The sequence below is a fragment of the Pedobacter gandavensis genome, from assembly GCF_032678745.1.
Lineage (GTDB): Bacteria > Bacteroidota > Bacteroidia > Sphingobacteriales > Sphingobacteriaceae > Pedobacter > Pedobacter gandavensis_C.
The window spans coordinates 63,288-85,026 of record NZ_JAVTST010000004.1 but is presented as its reverse complement, the minus strand read 5'-3'; the positions used below and the strand labels follow the sequence as shown (position 1 = coordinate 85,026).

Genomic DNA, 21,739 nt, shown 5'->3' with positions numbered 1-21,739 from the left:
GTGTAATCTTTTGGGTAAAACCGCCCATTTTTGCAGACCTGTTGCGTATTTGTAATAATAATCGTATGTTTGCCCGGCAAATAGTAACTCCTAAATTATTTGCTATGCAACTCGATCCCAATAAATTTATATCTGAAGGTTTAACATACGACGACGTATTGTTAGTTCCTGCATATTCTGAAGTTCTGCCACGTGACGTGGATACCGGAAGTTTTTTAACTAAAAAAATACGTTTAAATGTGCCTGTAGTTTCTGCAGCAATGGATACCGTAACTGAAGCTGGTTTGGCAATTGCCATTGCACAGGCAGGTGGTATTGGTATGCTACATAAAAACATGAGCATTGAACGTCAGGCAGAAGAAGTAAGAAAAGTAAAACGTTCAGAAAGTGGAATGATCCAGGATCCGGTTACACTAAATGCAGATGCGAAAGTAGCAGAAGCATTCCAGATCATGAAGGATTTCAAAATAGGTGGAATTCCTGTGATTGATGCCGACAATAAACTGGTAGGTATCATCACCAACAGAGATCTTCGTTTCCAAAAAGACATGCAACGTAAAGTTTCTGAAGTGATGACCAGAGAAAATCTGATCACTGCTCCTGAAGGTACTACGCTTTTACAAGCAGAAGAAATCTTACAAGACTATAAAATTGAAAAATTACCGGTAATTAATGCTGAAGGGCACCTTGCAGGTTTAATCACTTTCAAAGACATTCAAAAATATAAAAACTACCCTAAAGCCTGTAAAGATGAGCGCGGAAGATTGCGCGTAGGTGCAGCTGTAGGTGTAGCGGCAGACAATATCGACCGTGTAGCTGCATTAGTTGCTGCGGGTGTAGATGTGGTTACTGTAGATACTGCTCATGGTCACTCTAAAGGTGTAATTGACATGGTGAAAGCCATCAAAGCACGTTTCCCTGATTTACAGGTGATCGCTGGAAATATCGCTACTGCGGATGCGGCAAGAGCGTTGGCTGAAGCTGGTGCAGATGCGGTTAAAGTTGGTATCGGTCCAGGTTCAATCTGTACCACCAGAATTATCGCTGGTGTTGGTGTACCTCAATTGTATGCAGTTTTCGAATGCGCACAAGCATTGATCGGTACAGGTATTCCTGTAATCGCTGATGGTGGTATCAAACAAACTGGTGATATCGTGAAAGCGATTGCTGCAGGAGCTAGCTGTATTATGGCAGGTTCATTGTTCGCAGGAGTGGAAGAATCTCCAGGTGAAACGATCATCTATGAAGGACGTAAATTTAAATCTTACCGTGGTATGGGCTCTGTAGAGGCGATGCAACAAGGATCTAAAGACCGTTACTTCCAGGATGAAGAAGATGTAGTTACTAAATTGGTTCCGGAAGGAATTGTTGGTCGTGTTCCTTACAAAGGTACTTTAGCAGAAGTAATCTATCAGTATGTTGGTGGATTAAGAGCTGGAATGCACTATTGTGGCGCAGCAACTATCGATGATTTACAGAAAGCTAAATTTGTACGCATCACTGCTGCTGGTATGAGAGAAAGTCATCCACATGATGTTTCTATCACTAAAGAATCACCAAACTATTCAAGCAGAAGCTAGTTTCTGATCATAGCAAAAAAAGGCCGTATCAATTAATTTTTGATACGGCCTTTTGCATTTTATAAAGATGTTTATAAGAACTCATCCGGACTAATTTCCCAGGTCCAAGGTTTCTTAAAACTTTGGAAGGTACGCATGGTTTTTAAAGGGAAATCCTCTGTCACCGTTTTATTGACCACTCTACTCTGGTGGCCAAGTCCGGTTGTCACCATTCGCTTCCTGTTCAGAAAATCATATTGCTTATCGCTCAGCTCTCCCGAGCTTTCATTGTAATAATAGTTGCTCGCCTTTTCCAGTACCCAATTCTTTTCCTGGTGTTTGAAGATGTATTTTAGTTTCCAACGCCATTCTCCGCCTCCCTGAAAGGATAAGGAGAGTTGGTTTTTTGCGATGTCCATCGGGCGCAAGGGATCGCCCATCGCCCCACCTTCTTGCGATCGTAAGATAAAATTGTTGTTTTGTGTAGCTAGCTGATAACCATTTTTGGTCTTGAAGTAAATGGCTAGTATCCTTGGCTTTTGGATCTCAGTGATGAGATCAGTGGTATTGTCACCATAGGCTCTGCTTTCGCGGATTTCCTGATGGTATTCCAAAATCAAAGCCAGGTCCTTTACCTGGTCCTGGTTCAGGTCGCCGGATACCGAGTCCAGCATTTTCCATTTGGCAGGGATCAACTCTGCTAAGGATTTCCCCTGATCTGGAAGGGCAGGAAACTTGAAATTCTGTGCGTAAACGGCAGTCTGACAGCTCAGAAGGAATAACATAATTTTTAGTTTCATACGTTTAAAAGAACGAATTAACCGTGGAAATAGTGTGTTCTTGATTTGAAGCGCGGAATTTCTTGTAATATTGTATCTCATGGATAAAAAGATTAGCCTGTTCAATTGGAGCGGGGGGAAAGATAGTTGCCTGGCATTACACCATGTTTTGGCAGAAGAGGTATACGAAGTACGCTGTTTACTGACTACCGTAAATGAAGCCTTTAACCGGGTGAGCATGCATGGGGTCAGGGAAGCCTTACTGATCGCACAAGCCGAAAGTATCGGTATTCCTTTGTATCAGATTCGTTTGTCGGAAGCCCCAACCATGGAGGCCTATGAAAAAAGTATGCAAGGTCATCTGGAAGCCTTGCGCGCAAAAGGGGTGGCCTATTCTATTTTTGGAGATATTTTTCTGGAAGATCTAAGGGCTTACCGGGAGAAAAAGCTTGCTGAAATGGATCTTAAAGGGGTGTTTCCTTTGTGGAAGCGCGATACCAGAGAACTCATCAGGGAGTTTATTGCATTGGGTTACCGCACCATCGTAGTCTGCGCTCAGGAAGGACTGGAGGATTTTTGTGGAAGGGTAATTGACGAACATTTTATCAATGATTTACCTCCTGGAATTGATCCATGTGGGGAAAACGGTGAATTCCATACTTTCGTGTTTGATGGGCCGATCTTTAGTAGCCCGATACAATTTAGCCTCGGAGAGAAGGTGTATAAAGAATTTCCAAAACCTAATGGAGTAGAAGGGGAACATTCAGGGTATTGGTACATTGATTTACTCCCTTAATTGCCAATTTCGACTATTCGTTGTTTTTGTGTTCTTCTTGTTTTATGGCTTTATTGAATCAAATCCGCTGCTGGATTGTTTTACAATTGGGGAGTTCAATGAGGAGATAGTTACCAATATAAGCGGAGGTTGATTATGGAAACTGATGATGTTATTGGGATTTTGTTGATTGTCCTGGCTTTGTTGCTGCTTTTTTATCTGATTCGTAAAAATGGAAAGGATAAGAGGAAATTTGAGCATTAATTCTTTACGATCATGGGGTTTATTGGAATTCTATTTTCCCTTTTTTTTGCAGTGATGATCACTGCGATTTTTAACCTGGCTTTTAAGAATACAGGACCCTGGGGCAGTTTCTGGGTATTTTTTATCTTGATGTTCTTTATTTCCTTTGGGGCAGGGGAATGGGCAGCACAACGTGGTCCTTCTGCCTGGGGGTACCACTGGGCACCAGGTTTGATCGCAGCAGTGGTTTTTGCACTGGGGCTAGCCGCCGCTTCATCCAGACCAACAATTTTACGAAAGAGAACTTTTAAAGACCGTTTCAGTTCCGAGATTCATAGAGGCAGGGAAGAGGGAACCTCGGTTGAAGCTGTAGTACTGGGTTTCTTTTTCTGGATTTTAATTGTCTTACTGTTCTTAATCGCTATTGCGGGTTTGGCCAGTAGGATGTAGATAGGAGCGCTTATTGGGTTACAAAACAATCAGCTTTAAAGAATCTGCTTTTACCCTATTTTTTAGCCATAACCTCAGCCGGTCCTGATCCGCCATTGGAATTGGCTTGGAAAAGGAAGCAACTACCATGGTTAGCGTATCCGATTTGTTGGAATCTAAACGGTTGAACACGGTATTACTGATGCTATAATCTTTTAAATCTGGATAAAGCACCCGAAGTTCCGGTTTCAAATCAGGGAGTAACAGCTGCAAAGGATCGTTCACTGCGGCTTCGCTATTGCTTTTAAACACATCCTCCAGAATGCTGGCTTTGATTTGAGAAAGGTCAACTTCGTTTTTTGCATTCAAGCCCTGTCTGATGATGAGTTTTGTTCCTTTCAACTGATAATTAGGAAGCTTTTGATTTAAAGAATCCAACTGTTGCGGGGAGAGTTCTGCACCCAGTAATAATAAATCTATTTCACTTCCTTTTCTATTGTATTTCAGGTTTTTGGAGATCACCTGTGTGTTGCTATAGTTTAACTGATGAGTAATGAACTTGTTTGCATTATTTTCAAAGATACTCTTGCCCACGATCTGGTAGGTGAGATAAAGACTTGGTGCAATGGTAATGATGACAATGATCCAGATGTAACGACTTACTTTCTGCTCATCCTGTTTGTTTTCAAAGGTTTTCTTTCTGAATTTCAGGTAACGAACGATCAGAAAGGTAGACACACAAATAAAAACACTATTGATAAAGTATAAGTAAATCGCGCCCATGAAATAATAGAGGTTTCCGGTCGCAATCCCAAAGCCGGCAGTACATAATGGCGGCATTAAAGCTGTGGCTATCGCGACGCCCGGAATCACATTGCTCTTTTCTTTTCTGGTGGCGGCAACAATCCCTGCCAATCCACCTAATGTGGCGATAAAAACATCCCAAATGGAAGGAGAAGTTCTGGCCAGTAATTCAGAAGAGGCTTCATTGAGTGGAGTAAAGCTGAAGTATAGCGTTGAAGCAATGATGCTGATAATGGTAGCGAGTGTTAAGTTTCTAAGGCCCTTTTTAACAAGGTCGAAGTCGTTGGTGCCAATCCCAAGGCCAATTCCAACAATAGGACCCATTAATGGAGAGATCAGCATGGCGCCGATAATTACGGCAGTAGAGTTTACATTTAAGCCGATGCAAGCTACAAAAATCGCAAAGATCAAGGTCCATAAATTGGCACCCTTAAAGGCCACATTTTTCTTTATCGAGGCAATAGTCTCTGCCTGGGGTGCGCTATCTTCCTGCAGATTGAATCGGTAGTTGAAAAATTTACTGAGTACCTTGTAGAGATCATTCATAGCCATTATTTTTAAAATCATCGCAATTATTGATCCTAAAAATTACTAGTTTATTCCTAATGGATTTATTTTTAAAATTTTTAAGTGTAAGGCCTTATAAATCATGAAAATAGTTGTTTTTTTATCACCACCCAATTACTAAAAATATATAGCTTCGATAATTCCCTTTTTATTTTCATCCTATTAACGTAATCTATTTCCATATGAAAAGTATATTCTTTTTTATGATAGCATTGCTGTGTTGTGTTTTTTCAGCAATGCCGATGCATATTTCCTCCCTATGGAAGAAATGTGTCGGAAAGGAGGGCTGCCGACAAGTGAAGCATGGCCATTTTTCCAGGTATTCAGGTACAGGGGTACAACTTAAAGTGAAACTCCAGAAACATCAGATATTTTTTATAGCTAAAGGAGTAGATTAAAATGCAGCTGAAAACTGGGCAATCAGAAAGGCAATTGATGTTGATGCAGTCTTTTTTTGAGAACTATTCTTCTGAAGAAGTACTGGAGGTTCTATATCAATTGTATAGAAGTTGGGCATATCAGGTGTCCATTAAAACGAATCGGGAGGAAAGACTCCAGGTCCTGAATTGTTATTCCGACCTGAAGGACTTGTTTGAAGAATTGGCAAGGCTTCAAAAAGAGCCAGAAAAGACTGGGTAAAGGAAAAGAAAGGAACAACTATTTTAAAATAATTGGCAGAATTTTCTATCGGGAAGTGGAACAAATGAATGCTTTATACCAAAGCCCAAAACGGACTTTTGTTTCAATGGAAAATAGATTTAACTTGCCCAAATGAATATAGAATTCAACAAAAATGAAGATTTGAATAAGCAGTCGGTTTACGAGTTGAAGACAAGGCTTAAAAAGATATATGAAGGTGGTGGAGCAAAAAATGCAGCAAAACAAAAAGATAAAGGAAAGCTTTTGGCGCGGGAACGCATCGCTTACCTGATCGATAAAGAAACTGAATTCCTGGAAGTGGGTGCTTTTGCTGCAGATGGGATGTATGCAGAGCAAGGCGGTTGCCCATCAGCAGGTGTGGTTGCTGGAATTGGTTATGTTTCTGGCAGACAGTGCATGATCATCGCCAATGATGCCACCGTAAAAGCTGGTGCATGGTTCCCTATGACTGCCAAGAAGAACCTAAGGGCCCAGGAAATTGCGATGGAAAACCGTTTGCCAGTCATTTATCTGGTAGATAGTGCAGGAGTATATCTGCCGATGCAAGATGAGATTTTCCCTGATAAGGAACATTTTGGACGAATGTTCAGAAACAACGCACTCATGTCTGCAGATGGAATTGTACAGATTTCTGCTATCATGGGTTCCTGTGTTGCCGGAGGTGCTTATCTCCCGATTATGAGCGACGAAGCCATGATTGTAGATGGAACTGGATCGGTATTTCTTGCCGGTTCTTATCTTGTAAAATCAGCGATAGGAGAGGACATCGATAATGAAACTTTGGGAGGAGCAACTACCCATTGCGAAATTTCTGGCGTAACAGACTATAAACACCCAAATGATCAGGCTTGCCTGGACAGCATCCGCAACATCATGAGTAAGCTTGGTGCGCCTCAGGTTGCCGGATTTGACCGCATTAAACCTGAAATGCCAAAGCTGAACCCGGAAGATATTTATGGAATTCTGCCGGAAAGCAGGGAAAAACCTTATGATATGCTGGAGGTGATTCATCGTTTGGTAGATGGTTCGGATTTTGAAGAATATAAACAACTCTATGGCCAAAGCATCATTTGCGGGTTAGGTAGGGTTGATGGCTGGGCGGTAGGTATTGTGGCCAATCAGCGAAAAGTGGTGAAGTCTAAAAAAGGAGAGATGCAGTTCGGTGGGGTGATTTACTCGGATAGTGCAGATAAGGCAGCTCGGTTCATCATGAATTGTAACCAGAAGAAAATCCCATTAGTGTTCTTACAGGATGTGACCGGATTTATGGTAGGCAGCAGGTCTGAACAAGGAGGTATCATTAAAGATGGCGCCAAAATGGTGATGGCAGTAGCCAATTCTGTAGTCCCTAAATTCACCATCGTATTGGGTAACTCTTATGGTGCAGGAAATTATGCCATGTGTGGTAAATCTTATGATCCCCGATTGATCTATGCCTGGCCAAGTGCCAAAATAGCGGTTATGGGTGGCTCTCAGGCGGCAAAAGTATTGTTGCAAATTCAGGAAGCCTCTCTAAAAGCAAAAGGAGAGACGATTACCCCAGAGAAAGAAGCAGAACTTTTAAAAGAAATTACTGACCGTTATAACAGTCAGACGACCCCATATTATGCCGCATCAAGGCTTTGGGTAGATGGCGTAATCGATCCTTTAGAGACACGTAAGGTGATTTCTATGGGAATAGAAGCCGCAAATCAGTCGCCAATTAAAAAAGCGTTCAATGTAGGAATCATTCAAACCTAACTTTCAGTCGCTAAATCAAGTGTTTTTTTATAATCGGGAACTCATAATGCGGCTTTCGGGTAGCTTGGCACTTGTTATGCGTTGGAGAAAAGTGTAATTTTGTAGTATAACAGAAAAAATAATATGTCACAAGAAATAGAACACGTTAAATGTTTAATTATAGGTTCAGGCCCGGCAGGATATACTGCAGCAATTTATGCAGCCCGTGCAGAACTGAAACCAGTAATGTACACTGGTATGGAGCCAGGTGGACAATTGACACAAACCACTGATGTGGATAATTTTCCAGGTTATCCTGGTGGAGTAATGGGACCGGAAATGATGGAAGATTTCCGTAAGCAAGCAGAACGCTTCGGAACAGACATCCGTTTTGGTTATGTAAGTTCAGTAGATTTTTCTTCAGTGCCTCATAAAGTAGTAGTAGATGATATTAAAACCATCACTGCAGATACGGTAATTATCTCAACAGGTGCAACCGCAAAATGGTTAGGCTTACCTTCTGAGCAAAAATATAATGGATTCGGCGTTTCTGCTTGTGCAGTATGCGACGGCTTCTTCTTCAAAGGATTAGATGTGGCCATCGTTGGTGCTGGTGATACTGCTGCAGAAGAGGCAACTTACTTAGCTAAACTTTGTAAAAAAGTATACATGCTGGTTAGAAGAGACGAATTCAGAGCTTCAAAAGCAATGGTAAGCAGGGTATTGAATACGCCGAATATCGAAGTGATTTACCATACAGAGACACTTGAAATTCTTGGTAACGGTAAAAATGTAACTGCTGTAAAAGTATTAAACAACCAGACTAATGTGGAATCAGAGATTCCAGTAGACGGTTTCTTCGTGGCTATCGGTCACAAACCTAATACAGATATCTTTAAAGGCCAATTAGATATGGATGAAACCGGATATCTTAAAACTATCCCAGGATCAACAAAAACAAATATCGAAGGTGTTTTTGCTGCTGGTGATGTACAGGATCATTACTACCGTCAGGCAGTAACTGCCGCAGGTTCAGGATGTATGGCTGCTTTAGATGCAGAACGTTTCCTTGCTGCGAAAGAAGATGAAGTAAAAGTTTTATCTTAATCGATAACAAACCTAAATAAAAAGGTGGAATTCGTAAGAATTCCGCCTTTTTTTGTATCAAAGGTTTTTTTTATCTTGTGCGTTCAATTTAAATACACAATGGGAGGGAAATGTCAGTTTATAGCTGTAGGGTTCCTCCGATTTTAACCAAACCAATAACACACATACAAACAAATGAAAAAATTATTTACACTTGTTCTGTTGGCATTTATTGCAATAGAAGCTTCTGCACAGCAGGATCAGAACATGGGCATCATTCCCGCCCCGGTATCTGTAAAGAAGTCCAATGGCAACTTTAAGCTGGATAAAACAGTAGTTTTAGTATCTAATGATCCAAAAAACGCTAGAATGGCAGATTTGTTCAATGCTTTTGTAGTTACCAAAGCAGGATTTGCATTGAGACCGGTAAAAGCTGCGGGAGCCAATGAAAGAGCAATCATCTTAACTTCAGCAGGTGCTGATCAGTTACCAGCGGAAGGTTATAAAATTAATATTACCCCTAAAAACATCACAATTGTTGGTAAAGAAGCAGGCTTATTTTATGGCTTGAAATCAATGATGCAGTTAATGCCTGAAAAAGCAAATAATCAGGTGTTGATTAATACTGCAGAAATCAATGATTACCCACGTTTCAAATACAGAGGTATGCACCTGGATGTGTCTCGTCATATGTTCCCGGTAGCATTGGTTAAGAAATACATTGATGTGATGTCTGACTATAAAATGAACAATTTCCACTGGCATTTAACCGATGATCAGGGTTGGAGAATTGAGATTAAAAAATATCCTAGGTTAACAGAAGTTGGTGGTAAAAGAAATGGAACCATTATTGGCCACCACCCAGGTGTAGGTACTGACAATAAAGAGTATAAAGGTTACTATACTCAAAATGAAGTGAAAGACGTGATTGCTTATGCTGCGGCAAGGTATATTAATGTAATTCCTGAAATTGAGCTTCCTGGTCATGCTTCAGCGGCAATTGCTGCTTACCCTGAGTTGAGCTGCTTCCCGGAAAGAGATACTTTCGTAGATGCTAAAACACCATGGTCTGGTAGCAGAAAAGGAAAACAGGTACAACAACAATTCGGCGTATTTGATGATGTATTTGTGCCTAGTGACAATACTTTCAAATTTCTTGAAAACGTATTAGACGAGGTAATCGCTTTATTTCCTTCTAAATATATCCATATTGGTGGTGATGAATGTCCTAAAGAATACTGGAAAGAAAGTGCTTTCTGCCAGAAAATGATCAAAGACCTGAACTTAAAAGATGAACACGGATTGCAAAGTTATTTCATTCAAAGGATTGAAAAACATGTGAATGCTAAAGGCCGTCAGATCATTGGATGGGATGAAATCTTAGAAGGTGGTTTAGCACCAAATGCTACGGTAATGTCCTGGAGAGGTACTGAAGGTGGTATCGCTGCAGCACAACAAAGCCATGATGTGATTATGACTCCTAACGGCGGTGGTTTATATTTTGACCACAAACAGTCTCATTCTGCTGATGAACCAACCAATATTGGTGGTTTCTCTCACTATTCGGCAGTTTACAACTATGATCCAATGCCAAAAGTATTGACCGCTGATCAACAAAAATATGTGATTGGTGTTCAGGCAAACTTATGGACAGAGTATGTTCAGACACCTGCGAAAGTAGAATACATGATTATGCCAAGAATTTTCTCTCTTGCTGAAATCGCATGGTCACAACCAGAACGTAAAGACTTGAAAAACTTCTCTGAAGAACGTCTTCCTGTACATTTAGCTAGATTGGATAAAACCGGTACTAATTATTGGGTACCTACACCACTAGGCTTAAATGAAAAGGTGATCAACGGAGAAGCGATCAGCATCGACATGAAAGCGCCAATGCCAGGATCAAGCATTTACTATACTTTGGACCTTACCCGTCCTTCAACAGCAGCTACCCTATATAATAACGACCTGAAAGTGATCGTTCCTAAAGGAGAGAAGCGTATTTTGAAAACAATCGTGATCACCCCATCCGGCAAACAAAGTGTCGTAACAGAAACCATTTTGAACAATGGTGCTGCAGATGTAAAAGTGAAATAGATTGCAAAAAGAAACACATTGCAAAACACATATAAAATGAAACCAGGTAAATATTTCTTAAAGCTACCCCTGTTATTTGCAGGGCTGCTTTTATTGGCCGCTTGCGGGGACAGTGCTTCCGACAAAGTGACTGCTCCATCAAATACTGCGAATCTTTCAGAAGCTAAAAAAGGACAGGGTCAGTTTCCTTTTTACAAGGACATTGCCATTCGTCCAGGGGTTAATTTTGAAGTCGTAAGCTGGGGAAAAGGAGTGGATAGCGTTGGCGGATACCTGATTCTATTGTCAGATACGCTAAGAAATAATTATAAGTCTTTTTCTAATGAACGAAAAGGAATCATTACGGATGCCTGGAATATGGACCTTGATAATGATGGAAATCCAGAGATTTATATTGAACTACTCAGTAAGAAAAACGTGCTGGATTTGAATGTATATGAATATGCAGGAGGAGAGTTCAGAAAGATCAGTTTCCCTCCACTGAGTTCTTCTATCAAGAAGAATTATGTTGGTGGTGATAAATTCATCATTAAGGATGGGAATCTGTTCCGCTCAGTTCCGGTTCAGGATGATAAGGATACTACCAATAAAGCGGGCAGCGCTAAAATGTTGCAATACCGCTTAAATGGAAATAGTTTTTCAACCATTGAGTTAAAAGAATAACGCTGGAAAGCAGTATCAATTAAACAAAACGGCCGTATCCCTTTAAAAGGATACGGCCGTTTTGTTTAAACCAATCTCTTATCCTTTGCCACCTGAATAGCTTCTGCCTTAGAATTGACATTCAGCTTGGTGTAGATATTTTTAGTATGTGTTTTTACCGTTTCTACTTCTATGAAGAGTTCCTTGGCAATTTGTCCGCGGTCCTTACCTATGGTAATCAGTTCCAGGATTTGAGTTTCCCTCTTGGTGAGTGGGCTATCCGGATTTTTTTGAAGGGAAAGAATAACTGTTTTGGCTACGTCAGGACTCATCGGGCCACCACCATTCAGCACATCTTTGATGGCCTCAATCAGTTTCGCAGTAGGTGTGTTTTTAGTGAAATATCCTGATGCACCATTTGCGAGGGCATCGAGAATGGTCTTTTCTGTTTCATAAACAGTCAGCATAATGATATAGACTTGCGGCAGGAGTTTTTTTAATAAAGGCAGTGCGTCAATGCCGTTGGTACCAGGAAGCTGTATGTCAAGAATGATCACATCGGGCTGATCTTTGCTGATCTTATGTTTTGCCGCATCAAAAGAAGGGTAGGTGGCTACTACCTGATAAGGAGAAGTATGGTTAATCAAATACGCATAACCTTCTCTTATGGTTTGATCATCTTCAATGATCACAATTCTTGATTCCGGCTGACTATACATTTTTTAGACGCATTAAAGTGGAAAGACTAACTGCGAGCTTAATCTCTGTGCCGGTAGCGTTTGAATTGATATTTAGTTTTGCATTGATTCTTTTTGCTCTCACGTTCATATTGTTTATCCCATGACCATCCATGGATCCTATGGGATCAAGCCCTTGACCATCATCCTGTACGGTGATTTTCAAGGTTTCCCCATCTACTATTGCTGAAAACACAACCATCCCCGGTTTTGCGTGTTTCAGCGCATTGTGTATCGCTTCCTTAAAGATCATGAGCAGATTTCTGCTCACATCTAATGATAGTTTTCCATCGTATCCACCGAGGTCAATATGAGATCGGAAATCGATATTCGTATTGTTGAACATCTCTTTTCCAAATTCCTCGATATGACCCAGTAATTCAGTTAACTTATCATTTTTAGGATTTAACGACCACAATATGTCTTTAGTACCCCTATATAATTCATTCACATTGTCGTTGATTTTCGAGATGATACTTCTCTTTTCCGTATCATCTTTGTCAATCATACTGCTCAATACTTCTGATAAGACGGAGATTCTGGTTAATTTGTTACCAAGATCGTCATGAAAATCTTCAGCGGTTTGTTTCCGCACCTTAAACTGCTCTTCCAGTTTGATCGTTAACCTTAGTTTTCGCTTGCGCTCGTTTAAGTTCAGAATGATGTATACCGCAAGTAGAATCAGCAACACAATGAGGACAAAGATAAACAATCGGAATATACCTGTCTGATAGTAAGGAGGAGTAATTTCAAAAGAAAAAGAGGCTGTATTTGAAGAGGGGAGCCCAGATTTAGTCAATGCCCGTACCTGAAAGGTATATTTTCCTGGAGGAACAGAAGAAAAATTCATAGAAGTATTGCTGATGCTTTCACTAAACTTATTGTCTAATCCTATTAAGCGGTATTGATAAACCAGGCCTTCAGGGTTGGCTAAAAATATGCCAGTGAAATTAATATTCAGGTTGTTCTGATGAAAAGGAAGCGTAGCTGTGTTTGCCAGTTCATCTGTACTAAAAATAGTTTGTTGCTCATTTTGTCGCCCTTTGTTTTGTGGGAAAGCGGTCACAGAATTGATGTAAATATAGGGAGGGACAGTCGCTTGCACCTGGTGGTCTCGGTTGTAAACTACAGCACCTTTTGTAGTGCCTACCCAGATGTCATTGTTGTGCTGTAGAATGGCATTCTGGTTACACTCTACCAATAAATTGGGCTCATTTTGGTTTTGTAGAACACTGAAATCCTTTATATTGATCTTGTTGATGCCTTTACCGGTACCCACCCATAAAATCCCCTGTTGGTCTAAGAGTAAGCTATAGATGTGATCTGAAGCCAGACCTTGCTGCGTACTTAGCGTTTTCATTTTTCCGCTCTTTCGGTCCCAGATTAAGATACCATTGTCGGAAGTTCCAAAAAGTAAGGTATGATCTCCTGATTTTGCCATACAAAGAATGGAGGAGCCACTGAGTTGAGGAAGGTTTAAAGCTTTGGTCTGATTTGGAGTACTGATGAGGTATACGCCATCTTGCGTGCCTACCAGAATTTCTCCTTCATTGCTTTCTAATAAAGTGCTGCCAAATTGTTTGCTTACCCATTCCAATTTCTTTGTTTTTTTGTTCAATAAAAAGCAACCTGCATTAGTGGATACCCAAATCCGACCTTTGCTATCTTCTAAAATGGCATTGTAAGCAATAGAATGACGATCCAATGCCATCGGAAGGATTTCTTTGCCATTGTAGCACCAAAGACCACCATAAACGGTTCCGATCCATATATTTTTCTTGCGGTCATTATATAGGAAATTAATGTTTTTGCTGTCTGCAATCTTTGAGGGAATTAAGATCTCTTTAATCTTTCCTGCCTTGTATTGAAACAAACCACCGTAGGTACCCATCCAAATTTCATCTGCTGCGGGACCATTGGCCAGGCTCATAACTATTTTACTGCTCAACCCCTGGGATTCATCAAAAAGAACGTAATCCCGATCTACATATCTGAAAAGACCGGTTCCATCGGTGGCCAGCCAAATGTTGTTTTCAGCATCCTTAAAGATGGCATTGACCGCATTATTGGTAAATCCATTTTTACCATTAAAATGGATCATGCTGTTGCTGGTCAGGTAATAAGCACCAGTACTATAGCCGATCCAGATGTTGTTTTTTGCATCCTGTTCTATGGCGGTAAACTTTCCGGATACATATTGGCGGATGCTGACTGGATCTAAACCATAGAGGCCTTCGCCTGTCAGTAGCCAGAATTTATCTTTGTGGCGGTGGTCTGTGAAAAAGTCTGTGATGACCAAAGTTTTTAAAAGGTCATTCTTGGGATGCCCGACCCATCGACCTTTTTCCAGGTAGAAAACACCTTTTTTGAGAATGGCCACTGCAACTTTTCCTTGTTCATCGACTTTTAAAGCGGTTACATTCTCCCCTGGATCCTTACTGATGTTAAGAAAAGTGATTTGTTTTTCATCAGCTTTGAAAATGCGGGAAGAGGAGAGTCCATAAACACTGCCTTCGGCGCTCGTCACTAGTTTTCCAACCCACTCTTTGGTTTGGGCATAATTATCAAAACGAAATCCATCGAATTTAGAGAGCCCACGGGCCGTACCTAGCCATACCTCATCATTTTTCCCCAAACTAAGTGCAAGGGCGAAATTGTTATTCAGGCCATTCGTTTTGGTATAACTGTAGAACTGTTTTCCATTAAAACAGCTCAGTCCACCCAAGGTACTGATCCATAAACGACGTTTGCTGTCCTGGGTAATTGCTGTGACCTGAGATTGCGTTAAGCCATCTTCAATGTCGTATTGCCTGAAATTATATCGCTGAGCAAAACTGGCTGAATTGCATAAAAACAAGGCCAATACAAGGAGAAAAATTGTTTTGTAATACACTTTAGGGTGGGAATTCATGGTTTAAACCAGTGTAAATATATTTATCCTAACAGAATTAAAAAATACCCCCTTAAGGGTGATTTTTTGTGAGTTAGCAAATATACCCCTTAAGGGGGGAATGGATGCTGATTTGCTAGGCTTAAATTTGGGGAATAAATTATTAAACAGCTAAATCGCTATTTTCTATGATGACTGATGAGTTAAACTACCAGGTCATTTTTGTAAAAGACGTTCTGCTATCCGCTATCTTTTTTATCGAGCAGCTGGGATTGAAAAAAGTAGAAGATCTGCAGATCACCGGGATGTATTGTCCAGTATTAGAAATGTTTAATGGGCACCGTTTAATGTTGGTCAAACATTCTGATACAGAAAATGAGCCTACAGTGATTTATACAGACGACTGCCTGAGAGATTTTTGTAGGCTCAAAAGGCAGGGTATAGAAATGTTTGAAGCACCGCTTTATCAGGCAAAAGGGCTGTCTTGTGAATTTTATGACCCCTCTGGGAATCATATTGTGTTACTGGAGCAAAGAAATTATAAGGATGCTTAATTAAAAAAGATATGACGTTTCATCAAACATTGGTCGATAAAAATAAGGTGATTATGGAATCTGCCTATGAGGCAGTTCATAGTCCTGAGCCAGGGAAGTACGCCATTCAGATGATCTTTAACGGGGCTGCGGCCTATACTATAGGCAATCGGGAATTGACACTCTATTCAGAGAATTTTATTTTCCTGAACAAGGATACGTCCTATTCCCGGAAAATTGATTCTGAACAGAAAGTCGATGCCATGTCTGTGTTGTTCGATCCTGATTTTGTGATCGACTTTGAATATGCCAGAACGGCTAAATCGGAATTGCTATTGGATGAACCAGAATCTAACCAAAGAAAAGCACCAGTATTTGTAGAGGCCATTTATCCATTAGAGGGAGATATTAAGTTCAACTTGTTGAACTTAAAAAAGCACCTGGATCAGGGAAGTAATGATAATTTATTGCTCAATACCTATCTGGAGCATTGTTTGGTTAATTATTATGCACTTTATGATGCAGAGGTCATCGATAGAACCGCTTCTCTAAACTGCTTGAGCCGTAGTACAAAATCAGAAATCATCAGAAGGCTTAGTATCGCGAGGGATTACATCATCAGTAATTACAATAAAAATATAGGACTGGAAGAAATCGCCAGGATTGCCTGTCTTTCTGTAAATCATTTTCTAAGAACATTTAAACAAGCCTACCATCAATCACCACATCAATTTCTAACCAGCATCAGGTTGCGTCAGGCAAAATACTTTTTGCGAAATACCGATTATCCGGTGAACGAAATTGTGGATATTGTGGGCTTTGAATGCCCAAGTTCTTTCATCAGACTGTTTAGAAATTCCTTCCATATTACTCCGGGTCAATACCGCTAATTTTTCTTTCTTTTTCGATTAAATAGTGTTTTTAGCACATTGGTAATCAGCTTATTGGGTTAATTTTAAATAAAAAAATAGCTCATGAAAAAGAACCTATTTGCGTGCTTGTTGATGGTATTCATCAGTGGCACACTATGCTACAGTCGCCCGCTAAATAATGATGACAGGCTACTCAGAAAAACGGTAAATAGTAAACCCCTAACTGTTGTGAACGCATTTATTGAAGCAAGTAAGCACATGGATGCGAAGTTGTTAAGTATGGTGTTGAACGATAATGCAAACTTATGTGTATGCCTTGGGTCAAAAATGGGCAAACATTCAAAGGATCAAATAGTTTCTTTTTATAAGAAATTAGGTAAAACAGACCTGAACTGCGAAGCAGATTATGAGATTATTTCAAGTAGCAATACCTTGGCTGTGGTTCGGGTAGACCTTAAGTTCCCACTATTTGTGCAAAGGAATTTTATTACCATTGAACAGGGAGAAGGAGGTCTTTGGGAAATTACTCAGGTCAATAGATTTAATGAAAATATTTAACTTGGTGATTTTCGCTTATCAGATGGTTTGAATCCAAGTTATATTTGTCAAAGGTAAACTCAGGTATTTAAGTTCGGATGAATTAAATTTGGGTTAGTTAATAAAAGGAAAGTCATCTCCAACTTGAAGATGACTTTTTTTATGCGTAATATTAAACGCGCAGCTGCGCTGAACTATACAAAAAAAGGGAGCTATGAAAATAACTCCCTTGATATTTTAAGGTAATAAACCGGAATGGAATGCCTTACTGTTCTTTAAACTGATTTGCCAGTCGCTCGAACTTCTCAATTAATAAAGATATTCTTTCCTTGTCTCTTTTGATGACTGCTTTTCTAACCAATGTAGAACAAAAGATCATCCACAATAGGGTGAAGACTACGATGAGTACTTGTGCCCAAAGGTCCATATAAGTCAGGATCTCGATCAGGTAAAGTGCGGTACCCAGGCTCAATGCAGCGGCATAAATCCAGTACATTTTGTCGTGTAAACTCGCTCTGCTGAGCTGATAGGCCTTTAACCTGGTCAGGAATTCATTAGGATGGGTCGTGAAATCATTATTTGCAATTAAACGGTGGCCTTTATATAGCATAACTGTAGAGGCGGCAATGGCAATAAGTACTACTGCAATTCCTGCATAGGTAGTCCAGGATTGAAAATCAAAAAACAGCCAAAGACTCGCCACCGCAAGGAAGGAGATGGCCATACCTGCCATATTTAAGATCGACCTGTTGCGCATGGAATTCACTTCCTTTTTTGCTTGCGCCAGCATTTCATCCGAAGAGAGTTTAACCTCTACCGTATGGGATTGCCAAAGCGATTGTATGTGATCAAATTCTTGCATGCTGATTGTATAATTCGGTAAGTTTTAATTTTATGCGGTGGATTTTTACCCTCAGGTTCCCTTCGCTGATTCCTGAGATGTCCGCGATCTCATGGTATGGCAATTCATCCAGTACCATGGTAATGATCAAACGGTCATTTTCTTCGAGTTGAGAGATCGATTTATAGAGCAAAGCGACTTGTTCATTCTTCTCCGACAGCTCTTCTGGCCTCGTTTCAATAATGTTTTCAGTTAATTCGTCTTTAGCCTGACGCTTTTCGGACCTTAAATAGGTAAGGCAAGTGTTTACAGCAATTCTGTAAATCCAGGTGGAGATCAGCGACTTGTTCCTGAACTTGTCCAGGTTTTGCCAAACCTTTAGAAAAGTCTCCTGAAGTAGGTCATTTGCAGCGTCTTGATCGCCCGTGTAACCGTAACAGAGGTGGAATATTTTCTTGGAATTGGTGTCGAAGATTTGTTTAAATAACAGGTCTTTCTCTTTCAATATGCGTCTTTTTATTATTTGGTTAGATAAAAATATAGCTTTTTGTTACAAGTCGAATGTATAAAGTTAGTTGCTTTGGTAATAATATTTAGAGAATAAAGTAATTGTTGTAGTTTTACAGACTGTATAAATACTTTAATAGTTAGTATGTCAAAAAATAATAAGTTAACATTTTTCATTTTTCTAGCCTTAGTATTAGGCGTTGGATTAGGATATTATTTAAATGTCTCTTCATTTAAGGATTATAATGAAAACATTGCAAAAACAGAGACTCAGCTCAAAAATGTTGAAGTACAATTACTCAACGTTAAAGACACTACTGTTACGCAATATGCTGAACTGAATGCTCAGAAAGTAGTGGCTCAAAAAGCAAGAGCAGAGGCGGAAAAAGTGAGAGAGAAGGCATTAGAACCATTGACTTTACTAAGCGATATCTTTTTGAGACTCATCAAAATGATCGTTGCCCCCCTTGTTTTTAGTACCCTGGTGGTTGGTGTAGCCAAAGTAGGCGACATCAAAGCAGTAGGCCGTATTGGTGGAAAAACGATGTTGTGGTTCATGAGTGCGTCTTTATTGTCGCTGATTCTAGGAATGATCATGGTCAATATTTTTGAACCGGGATTGGCTATGAATTTACCATTGCCGCCAGCAAATGCGGATACTGGGATTCATAAAGTAGCGCTATCAATGAAGGACTTTATCTCGCATATCGTACCTAAAAGTATGACTGAGGCTATGGCAACCAATGAAATCCTGCAAATTGTAGTGTTCTCCCTTTTCTTTGGAGTAGCTACTGCTGCAATAGGAGAGAAAGGCCAGATCATCATCAAGTTTTTTGATGCAGTTGCACATGTCATCCTTAAAGTAACCGGTTATGTCATGAACTTTGCACCTTTCGCTGTATTCGGTGCTATGGCAGCAATTGTGGCCAAGCAAGGTTTAGGTGTATTGTCTACCTATGCCATCTTTATCGGAGAGTTCTACGGTAGTATGTTGCTGCTTTGGGTAGTGCTGATTATGATTGGCTGGTCCATTCTTAAAGGTCGGGTGTTTAACCTGATGAACAGAATGAAAGAGCCAGTATTGCTTGCTTTTAGTACAGCAAGTAGTGAAGCTGCTTATCCTAAAACCATGCTTCAACTGGAGCGTTTTGGTTGTAAAGATAAAATTGTGAGTTTTGTACTGCCACTGGGTTATTCCTTTAACCTTGATGGATCCATGTTATACATGACCTTTGCTTCGCTATTTATTGCGCAATCTTATGGTATCCATTTGACTTTTGATCAGCAGATTACCATGTTATTGATTCTAATGCTGACCAGTAAAGGTATTGCGGGCGTGCCTAGAGCATCTTTAGTCGTGATCGCAGGAACAATTGCCACTTTTAATATTCCGGAAGCTGGATTAGCCCTATTGATTGGTATTGATCCATTACTGGATATGGGTAGATCTGCAACTAACGTTGTTGGAAATAGCATCGCTACTGCAGTAGTCAGCAAATGGGAGGGTGAGCTAACCGAGCCGCTCGATTAGTTCCATTAGATTAGAAACACAAATAATTACAATAAATATAATATGAGTACAAGAGCGAAGAAAATCTTCCTATTATTCACCATTGTCGTTCCTTTCCTGGCCTATTGTGTCATCTATTACACGCCAATGTTCCGTAATGCACCATTTAAATCTACAGAATTCGAATCTATTGAATACAAATGGGGCGTAGGTAATAATCTGGAGAACACTTATAATTCTGCAACAGGGGATTATCAGTATGTAGATGGGAGAGACTCAGTGATCAAAACAAATGTAAAGCTGCGCCACAATGATATGCTGTATTTACACAGCAAGGCTGCGGAGATTGGTTTTTGGAATTTCCCTGATGTGATTGCCAACCAGGGAACGAACCTGAAGGAGAATAAGGCATTGCGTTATGAGATCACATTCAATTACAAGAAAAAATCCAAGAAGGTGATTTACCTGACGGATTACAATGAGATTCCTAAATTAAAAGGGCTTGCCGGACAAATGCAAATCCTTGTGTCAAAGAGCATCAATGATGCTGAAGAAAGATATGGAAAGAAAAAGTAAATCTGTTATGGATTTAAAATAATTAATTCTATATTTGCACCTCGATAAAAAAAATAAACAGTTTAAAATAATAATTATTTAACAATGTACGCAATAGTAAATATAGCAGGACAGCAATTCAAAGTTGCAAAAGACCAGCACCTTTTTGTACACCGTTTGCAAGGAGATGAAGGCGCTAGTATTGAATTTGACAATGTATTGTTGGTTGAAGAAGATGGTAAAATTCTTGTAGGCGCGCCTACTTTGAAAGGTGCTTCGGTTTCAGCTAAGATCGTGTCTCATTTAAAAGGTGATAAAGTAATCGTTTTCAAAAAGAAACGTAGAAAAGGTTACAAAAAGAAAAATGGTCACCGCCAGTACTTCACTAAAATCCAGATCTCTGGTATCAGTTTATAATTAATTGTTAAACAAAACGAGTTACCAGCACATCAGGTAGTTCATAAAATATAAATCATGGCACACAAAAAAGGAGCCGGTAGTTCGAGAAACGGACGTGAATCGCATAGTAAACGCCTTGGTATCAAAATCTTTGGTGGACAGGTAGCAATCTCTGGAAACATCATCGTACGCCAACGTGGTACAAAACACCATCCTGATAAAGGAGTAGGTATTGGTAAAGACCATACTTTATTCGCTTTAGTTGATGGTACTGTAATCTTCAAAAAGAAACAAGACAACAAATCTTACGTTTCTATCCTTCCTTTTCCAGTAGTAATTACTGAAGAAGAAGTAGAAGCACCAGTTGCTAAAGCTGAAAAAGTAGCTACTCCTGCAACGGAAGAAGCTGCTCCAGCTAAAAAAGCACCTGCTAAGAAAGCTGCAAAAGCAGAATAATAGCATAATATTTAAAAAGGGCCATGACTTAACGTTATGGCCCTTTTTTTCGTTGGTCAATTTTACTTATTGACCAACTTTCTCTTTTAGCTGTCCAAGCTCATCCGCCAGCTTTTCTACGGTAGCACTGAATTGCCTTAAGGTGTTTTCCAACTCCTTGATGATTTCATTTGCGTTGTTGAATTGATCTGCAGCCGAGTCCTGCTCTTCACCATCAATCAGCCAATGGTAACTCTTGCCATAATATCTGGCAAGTTTATGAAGGGTATGGAAGGAAGGATACTGATTTCCAAGTTCTATCTGAGAATAATTGCTCCTTGATAAATTCAGAACTTCCGCAATTAAAGATTGCGAAAGACCGTTTTTAGCCCTTAAATCCTTAATCCTGTCCCCAATATCCTTCTTTGATAGAATTTCTTGCATAACTAATATATATTTCGTTGATTTGCGTTGATTACAAATGAGTTAATTGTTTGATAAATAAGGCAATTATGACTCCATAATTCTATCTGGGTATCAGTTTTTAGTAAACAAGATTAAAT

The 21,739-nt window shown here is 39.9% G+C and carries 22 protein-coding genes; 15 read left to right on the top strand and 7 right to left on the bottom strand.

Annotated elements, in window-relative coordinates; all coding sequences use genetic code 11:
• The first annotated feature begins 104 nt into the window (after positions 1-104).
• Complete coding sequence (gene guaB, locus R2S10_RS14620) at positions 105-1,580, top strand: IMP dehydrogenase (protein ID WP_316841167.1); 1,476 nt, start codon at positions 105-107, stop codon at positions 1,578-1,580.
• Between the two features lie 71 nt (positions 1,581-1,651).
• Here guaB and R2S10_RS14615 read toward each other — a convergent pair whose 3' ends face one another.
• Positions 1,652-2,359 carry a hypothetical protein gene (locus tag R2S10_RS14615; protein WP_316841166.1) on the bottom strand — a complete coding sequence of 236 codons (708 nt, stop codon included), beginning with the start codon at positions 2,357-2,359 and terminating at the stop codon, positions 1,652-1,654.
• 79 nt (positions 2,360-2,438) lie between these two features.
• Here R2S10_RS14615 and R2S10_RS14610 point away from each other — a divergent pair, with 79 nt between their 5' ends.
• The gene (locus tag R2S10_RS14610; protein WP_316841165.1) at positions 2,439-3,134 is read left to right on the top strand and encodes a diphthine--ammonia ligase; all 696 of its coding nucleotides are present in this window, start codon (positions 2,439-2,441) and stop codon (positions 3,132-3,134) included.
• A 255-nt stretch (positions 3,135-3,389) separates the two neighbouring features.
• Entirely contained in the window at positions 3,390-3,806 is a 417-nt protein-coding gene (locus R2S10_RS14605) for a hypothetical protein (RefSeq protein ID WP_316841164.1), read from the top strand.
• 18 nt (positions 3,807-3,824) lie between these two features.
• Here the strand turns inward: R2S10_RS14605 and R2S10_RS14600 are convergent, their stop codons facing one another.
• Complete coding sequence (locus R2S10_RS14600) at positions 3,825-5,135, bottom strand: TIGR00341 family protein (RefSeq protein ID WP_316841163.1); 1,311 nt, start codon at positions 5,133-5,135, stop codon at positions 3,825-3,827.
• A gap of 420 nt (positions 5,136-5,555) precedes the next feature.
• On the opposite strand from R2S10_RS14600, the gene R2S10_RS14595 reads away from it, so the two are divergent.
• From R2S10_RS14595 to R2S10_RS14575, 5 genes are all read left to right on the top strand, one after another.
• On the top strand, positions 5,556-5,795 hold the full coding sequence (locus R2S10_RS14595) for a hypothetical protein (RefSeq protein ID WP_316841162.1): 240 nt from the start codon (positions 5,556-5,558) through the stop codon (positions 5,793-5,795).
• 132 nt (positions 5,796-5,927) lie between these two features.
• Entirely contained in the window at positions 5,928-7,556 is a 1,629-nt protein-coding gene (locus R2S10_RS14590) for an acyl-CoA carboxylase subunit beta (RefSeq protein ID WP_316841161.1), read from the top strand.
• A 123-nt stretch (positions 7,557-7,679) separates the two neighbouring features.
• The gene (gene trxB / locus R2S10_RS14585; protein WP_316841160.1) at positions 7,680-8,642 is read left to right on the top strand and encodes a thioredoxin-disulfide reductase; all 963 of its coding nucleotides are present in this window, start codon (positions 7,680-7,682) and stop codon (positions 8,640-8,642) included.
• A gap of 174 nt (positions 8,643-8,816) precedes the next feature.
• Positions 8,817-10,718, top strand: a complete 1,902-nt coding sequence (locus R2S10_RS14580) for a family 20 glycosylhydrolase (RefSeq protein WP_316841159.1) — start codon at positions 8,817-8,819, stop codon at positions 10,716-10,718.
• A gap of 36 nt (positions 10,719-10,754) precedes the next feature.
• Positions 10,755-11,381, top strand: coding sequence for a hypothetical protein (locus R2S10_RS14575; RefSeq protein ID WP_316841158.1), 627 nt, complete (start codon positions 10,755-10,757; stop codon positions 11,379-11,381).
• A 65-nt stretch (positions 11,382-11,446) separates the two neighbouring features.
• On the opposite strand, the gene R2S10_RS14570 is transcribed toward R2S10_RS14575, so the two are convergent.
• Positions 11,447-12,079, bottom strand: a complete 633-nt coding sequence (locus R2S10_RS14570) for a response regulator transcription factor (RefSeq protein WP_316841157.1) — start codon at positions 12,077-12,079, stop codon at positions 11,447-11,449.
• Positions 12,072-15,008 (bottom strand): two-component regulator propeller domain-containing protein, encoded by a 2,937-nt coding sequence (locus tag R2S10_RS14565; RefSeq protein ID WP_316841156.1) that lies wholly within the window; start codon positions 15,006-15,008, stop codon positions 12,072-12,074. Before R2S10_RS14565 ends, R2S10_RS14570 begins: the two co-directional genes overlap by 8 nt.
• Positions 15,009-15,175: 167 nt before the next feature.
• Between R2S10_RS14565 and R2S10_RS14560 the strand changes: the two genes are divergently transcribed.
• The 3 genes from R2S10_RS14560 to R2S10_RS14550 all read left to right on the top strand — a co-directional run bounded on the left by R2S10_RS14560 (position 15,176) and on the right by R2S10_RS14550 (position 16,950).
• On the top strand, positions 15,176-15,541 hold the full coding sequence (locus R2S10_RS14560) for a hypothetical protein (protein ID WP_316841155.1): 366 nt from the start codon (positions 15,176-15,178) through the stop codon (positions 15,539-15,541).
• 11 nt (positions 15,542-15,552) lie between these two features.
• Positions 15,553-16,410, top strand: a complete 858-nt coding sequence (locus R2S10_RS14555) for an AraC family transcriptional regulator (protein WP_316841154.1) — start codon at positions 15,553-15,555, stop codon at positions 16,408-16,410.
• An 84-nt stretch (positions 16,411-16,494) separates the two neighbouring features.
• Positions 16,495-16,950, top strand: a complete 456-nt coding sequence (locus tag R2S10_RS14550; RefSeq protein WP_316841153.1) for a hypothetical protein — start codon at positions 16,495-16,497, stop codon at positions 16,948-16,950.
• Positions 16,951-17,194: 244 nt separating this feature from the next.
• Here the strand turns inward: R2S10_RS14550 and R2S10_RS14545 are convergent, their stop codons facing one another.
• On the bottom strand, positions 17,195-17,791 hold the full coding sequence (locus R2S10_RS14545) for a hypothetical protein (RefSeq protein ID WP_316841152.1): 597 nt from the start codon (positions 17,789-17,791) through the stop codon (positions 17,195-17,197).
• Complete coding sequence (locus R2S10_RS14540) at positions 17,778-18,275, bottom strand: RNA polymerase sigma factor (RefSeq protein WP_062549678.1); 498 nt, start codon at positions 18,273-18,275, stop codon at positions 17,778-17,780. Before R2S10_RS14540 ends, R2S10_RS14545 begins: the two co-directional genes overlap by 14 nt.
• Before the next feature lie 147 nt (positions 18,276-18,422).
• On the opposite strand from R2S10_RS14540, the gene R2S10_RS14535 reads away from it, so the two are divergent.
• The 4 genes from R2S10_RS14535 to rpmA all read left to right on the top strand — a co-directional run bounded on the left by R2S10_RS14535 (position 18,423) and on the right by rpmA (position 21,197).
• Positions 18,423-19,808 (top strand): dicarboxylate/amino acid:cation symporter, encoded by a 1,386-nt coding sequence (locus R2S10_RS14535; protein ID WP_316841151.1) that lies wholly within the window; start codon positions 18,423-18,425, stop codon positions 19,806-19,808.
• Positions 19,809-19,850: 42 nt separating this feature from the next.
• Positions 19,851-20,363: a hypothetical protein gene (locus R2S10_RS14530; RefSeq protein WP_316841150.1), complete on the top strand. Its 513-nt coding sequence runs from the start codon at positions 19,851-19,853 to the stop codon at positions 20,361-20,363.
• An 84-nt stretch (positions 20,364-20,447) separates the two neighbouring features.
• On the top strand, positions 20,448-20,759 hold the full coding sequence (gene rplU, locus R2S10_RS14525) for a 50S ribosomal protein L21 (RefSeq protein WP_062549675.1): 312 nt from the start codon (positions 20,448-20,450) through the stop codon (positions 20,757-20,759).
• A gap of 57 nt (positions 20,760-20,816) precedes the next feature.
• Entirely contained in the window at positions 20,817-21,197 is a 381-nt protein-coding gene (rpmA, locus tag R2S10_RS14520) for a 50S ribosomal protein L27 (protein ID WP_316841149.1), read from the top strand.
• Between the two features lie 66 nt (positions 21,198-21,263).
• Here rpmA and R2S10_RS14515 read toward each other — a convergent pair whose 3' ends face one another.
• Positions 21,264-21,620, bottom strand: coding sequence for a helix-turn-helix transcriptional regulator (locus R2S10_RS14515; RefSeq protein WP_316841148.1), 357 nt, complete (start codon positions 21,618-21,620; stop codon positions 21,264-21,266).
• Positions 21,621-21,739 lie beyond the last annotated feature (119 nt).

Coding starts and splice junctions, on each gene's coding strand:
- guaB (WP_316841167.1), top strand. CDS start 105: ATGCAACTCGATCCCAATAAATTTATATCTGAAGGTTTAACATACGAC.
- R2S10_RS14615 (WP_316841166.1), bottom strand. CDS start 2,359: ATGAAACTAAAAATTATGTTATTCCTTCTGAGCTGTCAGACTGCCGTT.
- R2S10_RS14610 (WP_316841165.1), top strand. CDS start 2,439: ATGGATAAAAAGATTAGCCTGTTCAATTGGAGCGGGGGGAAAGATAGT.
- R2S10_RS14605 (WP_316841164.1), top strand. CDS start 3,390: ATGGGGTTTATTGGAATTCTATTTTCCCTTTTTTTTGCAGTGATGATC.
- R2S10_RS14600 (WP_316841163.1), bottom strand. CDS start 5,135: ATGAATGATCTCTACAAGGTACTCAGTAAATTTTTCAACTACCGATTC.
- R2S10_RS14595 (WP_316841162.1), top strand. CDS start 5,556: ATGCAGCTGAAAACTGGGCAATCAGAAAGGCAATTGATGTTGATGCAG.
- R2S10_RS14590 (WP_316841161.1), top strand. CDS start 5,928: ATGAATATAGAATTCAACAAAAATGAAGATTTGAATAAGCAGTCGGTT.
- trxB (WP_316841160.1), top strand. CDS start 7,680: ATGTCACAAGAAATAGAACACGTTAAATGTTTAATTATAGGTTCAGGC.
- R2S10_RS14580 (WP_316841159.1), top strand. CDS start 8,817: ATGAAAAAATTATTTACACTTGTTCTGTTGGCATTTATTGCAATAGAA.
- R2S10_RS14575 (WP_316841158.1), top strand. CDS start 10,755: ATGAAACCAGGTAAATATTTCTTAAAGCTACCCCTGTTATTTGCAGGG.
- R2S10_RS14570 (WP_316841157.1), bottom strand. CDS start 12,079: ATGTATAGTCAGCCGGAATCAAGAATTGTGATCATTGAAGATGATCAA.
- R2S10_RS14565 (WP_316841156.1), bottom strand. CDS start 15,008: ATGAATTCCCACCCTAAAGTGTATTACAAAACAATTTTTCTCCTTGTA.
- R2S10_RS14560 (WP_316841155.1), top strand. CDS start 15,176: ATGATGACTGATGAGTTAAACTACCAGGTCATTTTTGTAAAAGACGTT.
- R2S10_RS14555 (WP_316841154.1), top strand. CDS start 15,553: ATGACGTTTCATCAAACATTGGTCGATAAAAATAAGGTGATTATGGAA.
- R2S10_RS14550 (WP_316841153.1), top strand. CDS start 16,495: ATGAAAAAGAACCTATTTGCGTGCTTGTTGATGGTATTCATCAGTGGC.
- R2S10_RS14545 (WP_316841152.1), bottom strand. CDS start 17,791: ATGCAAGAATTTGATCACATACAATCGCTTTGGCAATCCCATACGGTA.
- R2S10_RS14535 (WP_316841151.1), top strand. CDS start 18,423: ATGTCAAAAAATAATAAGTTAACATTTTTCATTTTTCTAGCCTTAGTA.
- R2S10_RS14530 (WP_316841150.1), top strand. CDS start 19,851: ATGAGTACAAGAGCGAAGAAAATCTTCCTATTATTCACCATTGTCGTT.
- rplU (WP_062549675.1), top strand. CDS start 20,448: ATGTACGCAATAGTAAATATAGCAGGACAGCAATTCAAAGTTGCAAAA.
- rpmA (WP_316841149.1), top strand. CDS start 20,817: ATGGCACACAAAAAAGGAGCCGGTAGTTCGAGAAACGGACGTGAATCG.
- R2S10_RS14515 (WP_316841148.1), bottom strand. CDS start 21,620: ATGCAAGAAATTCTATCAAAGAAGGATATTGGGGACAGGATTAAGGAT.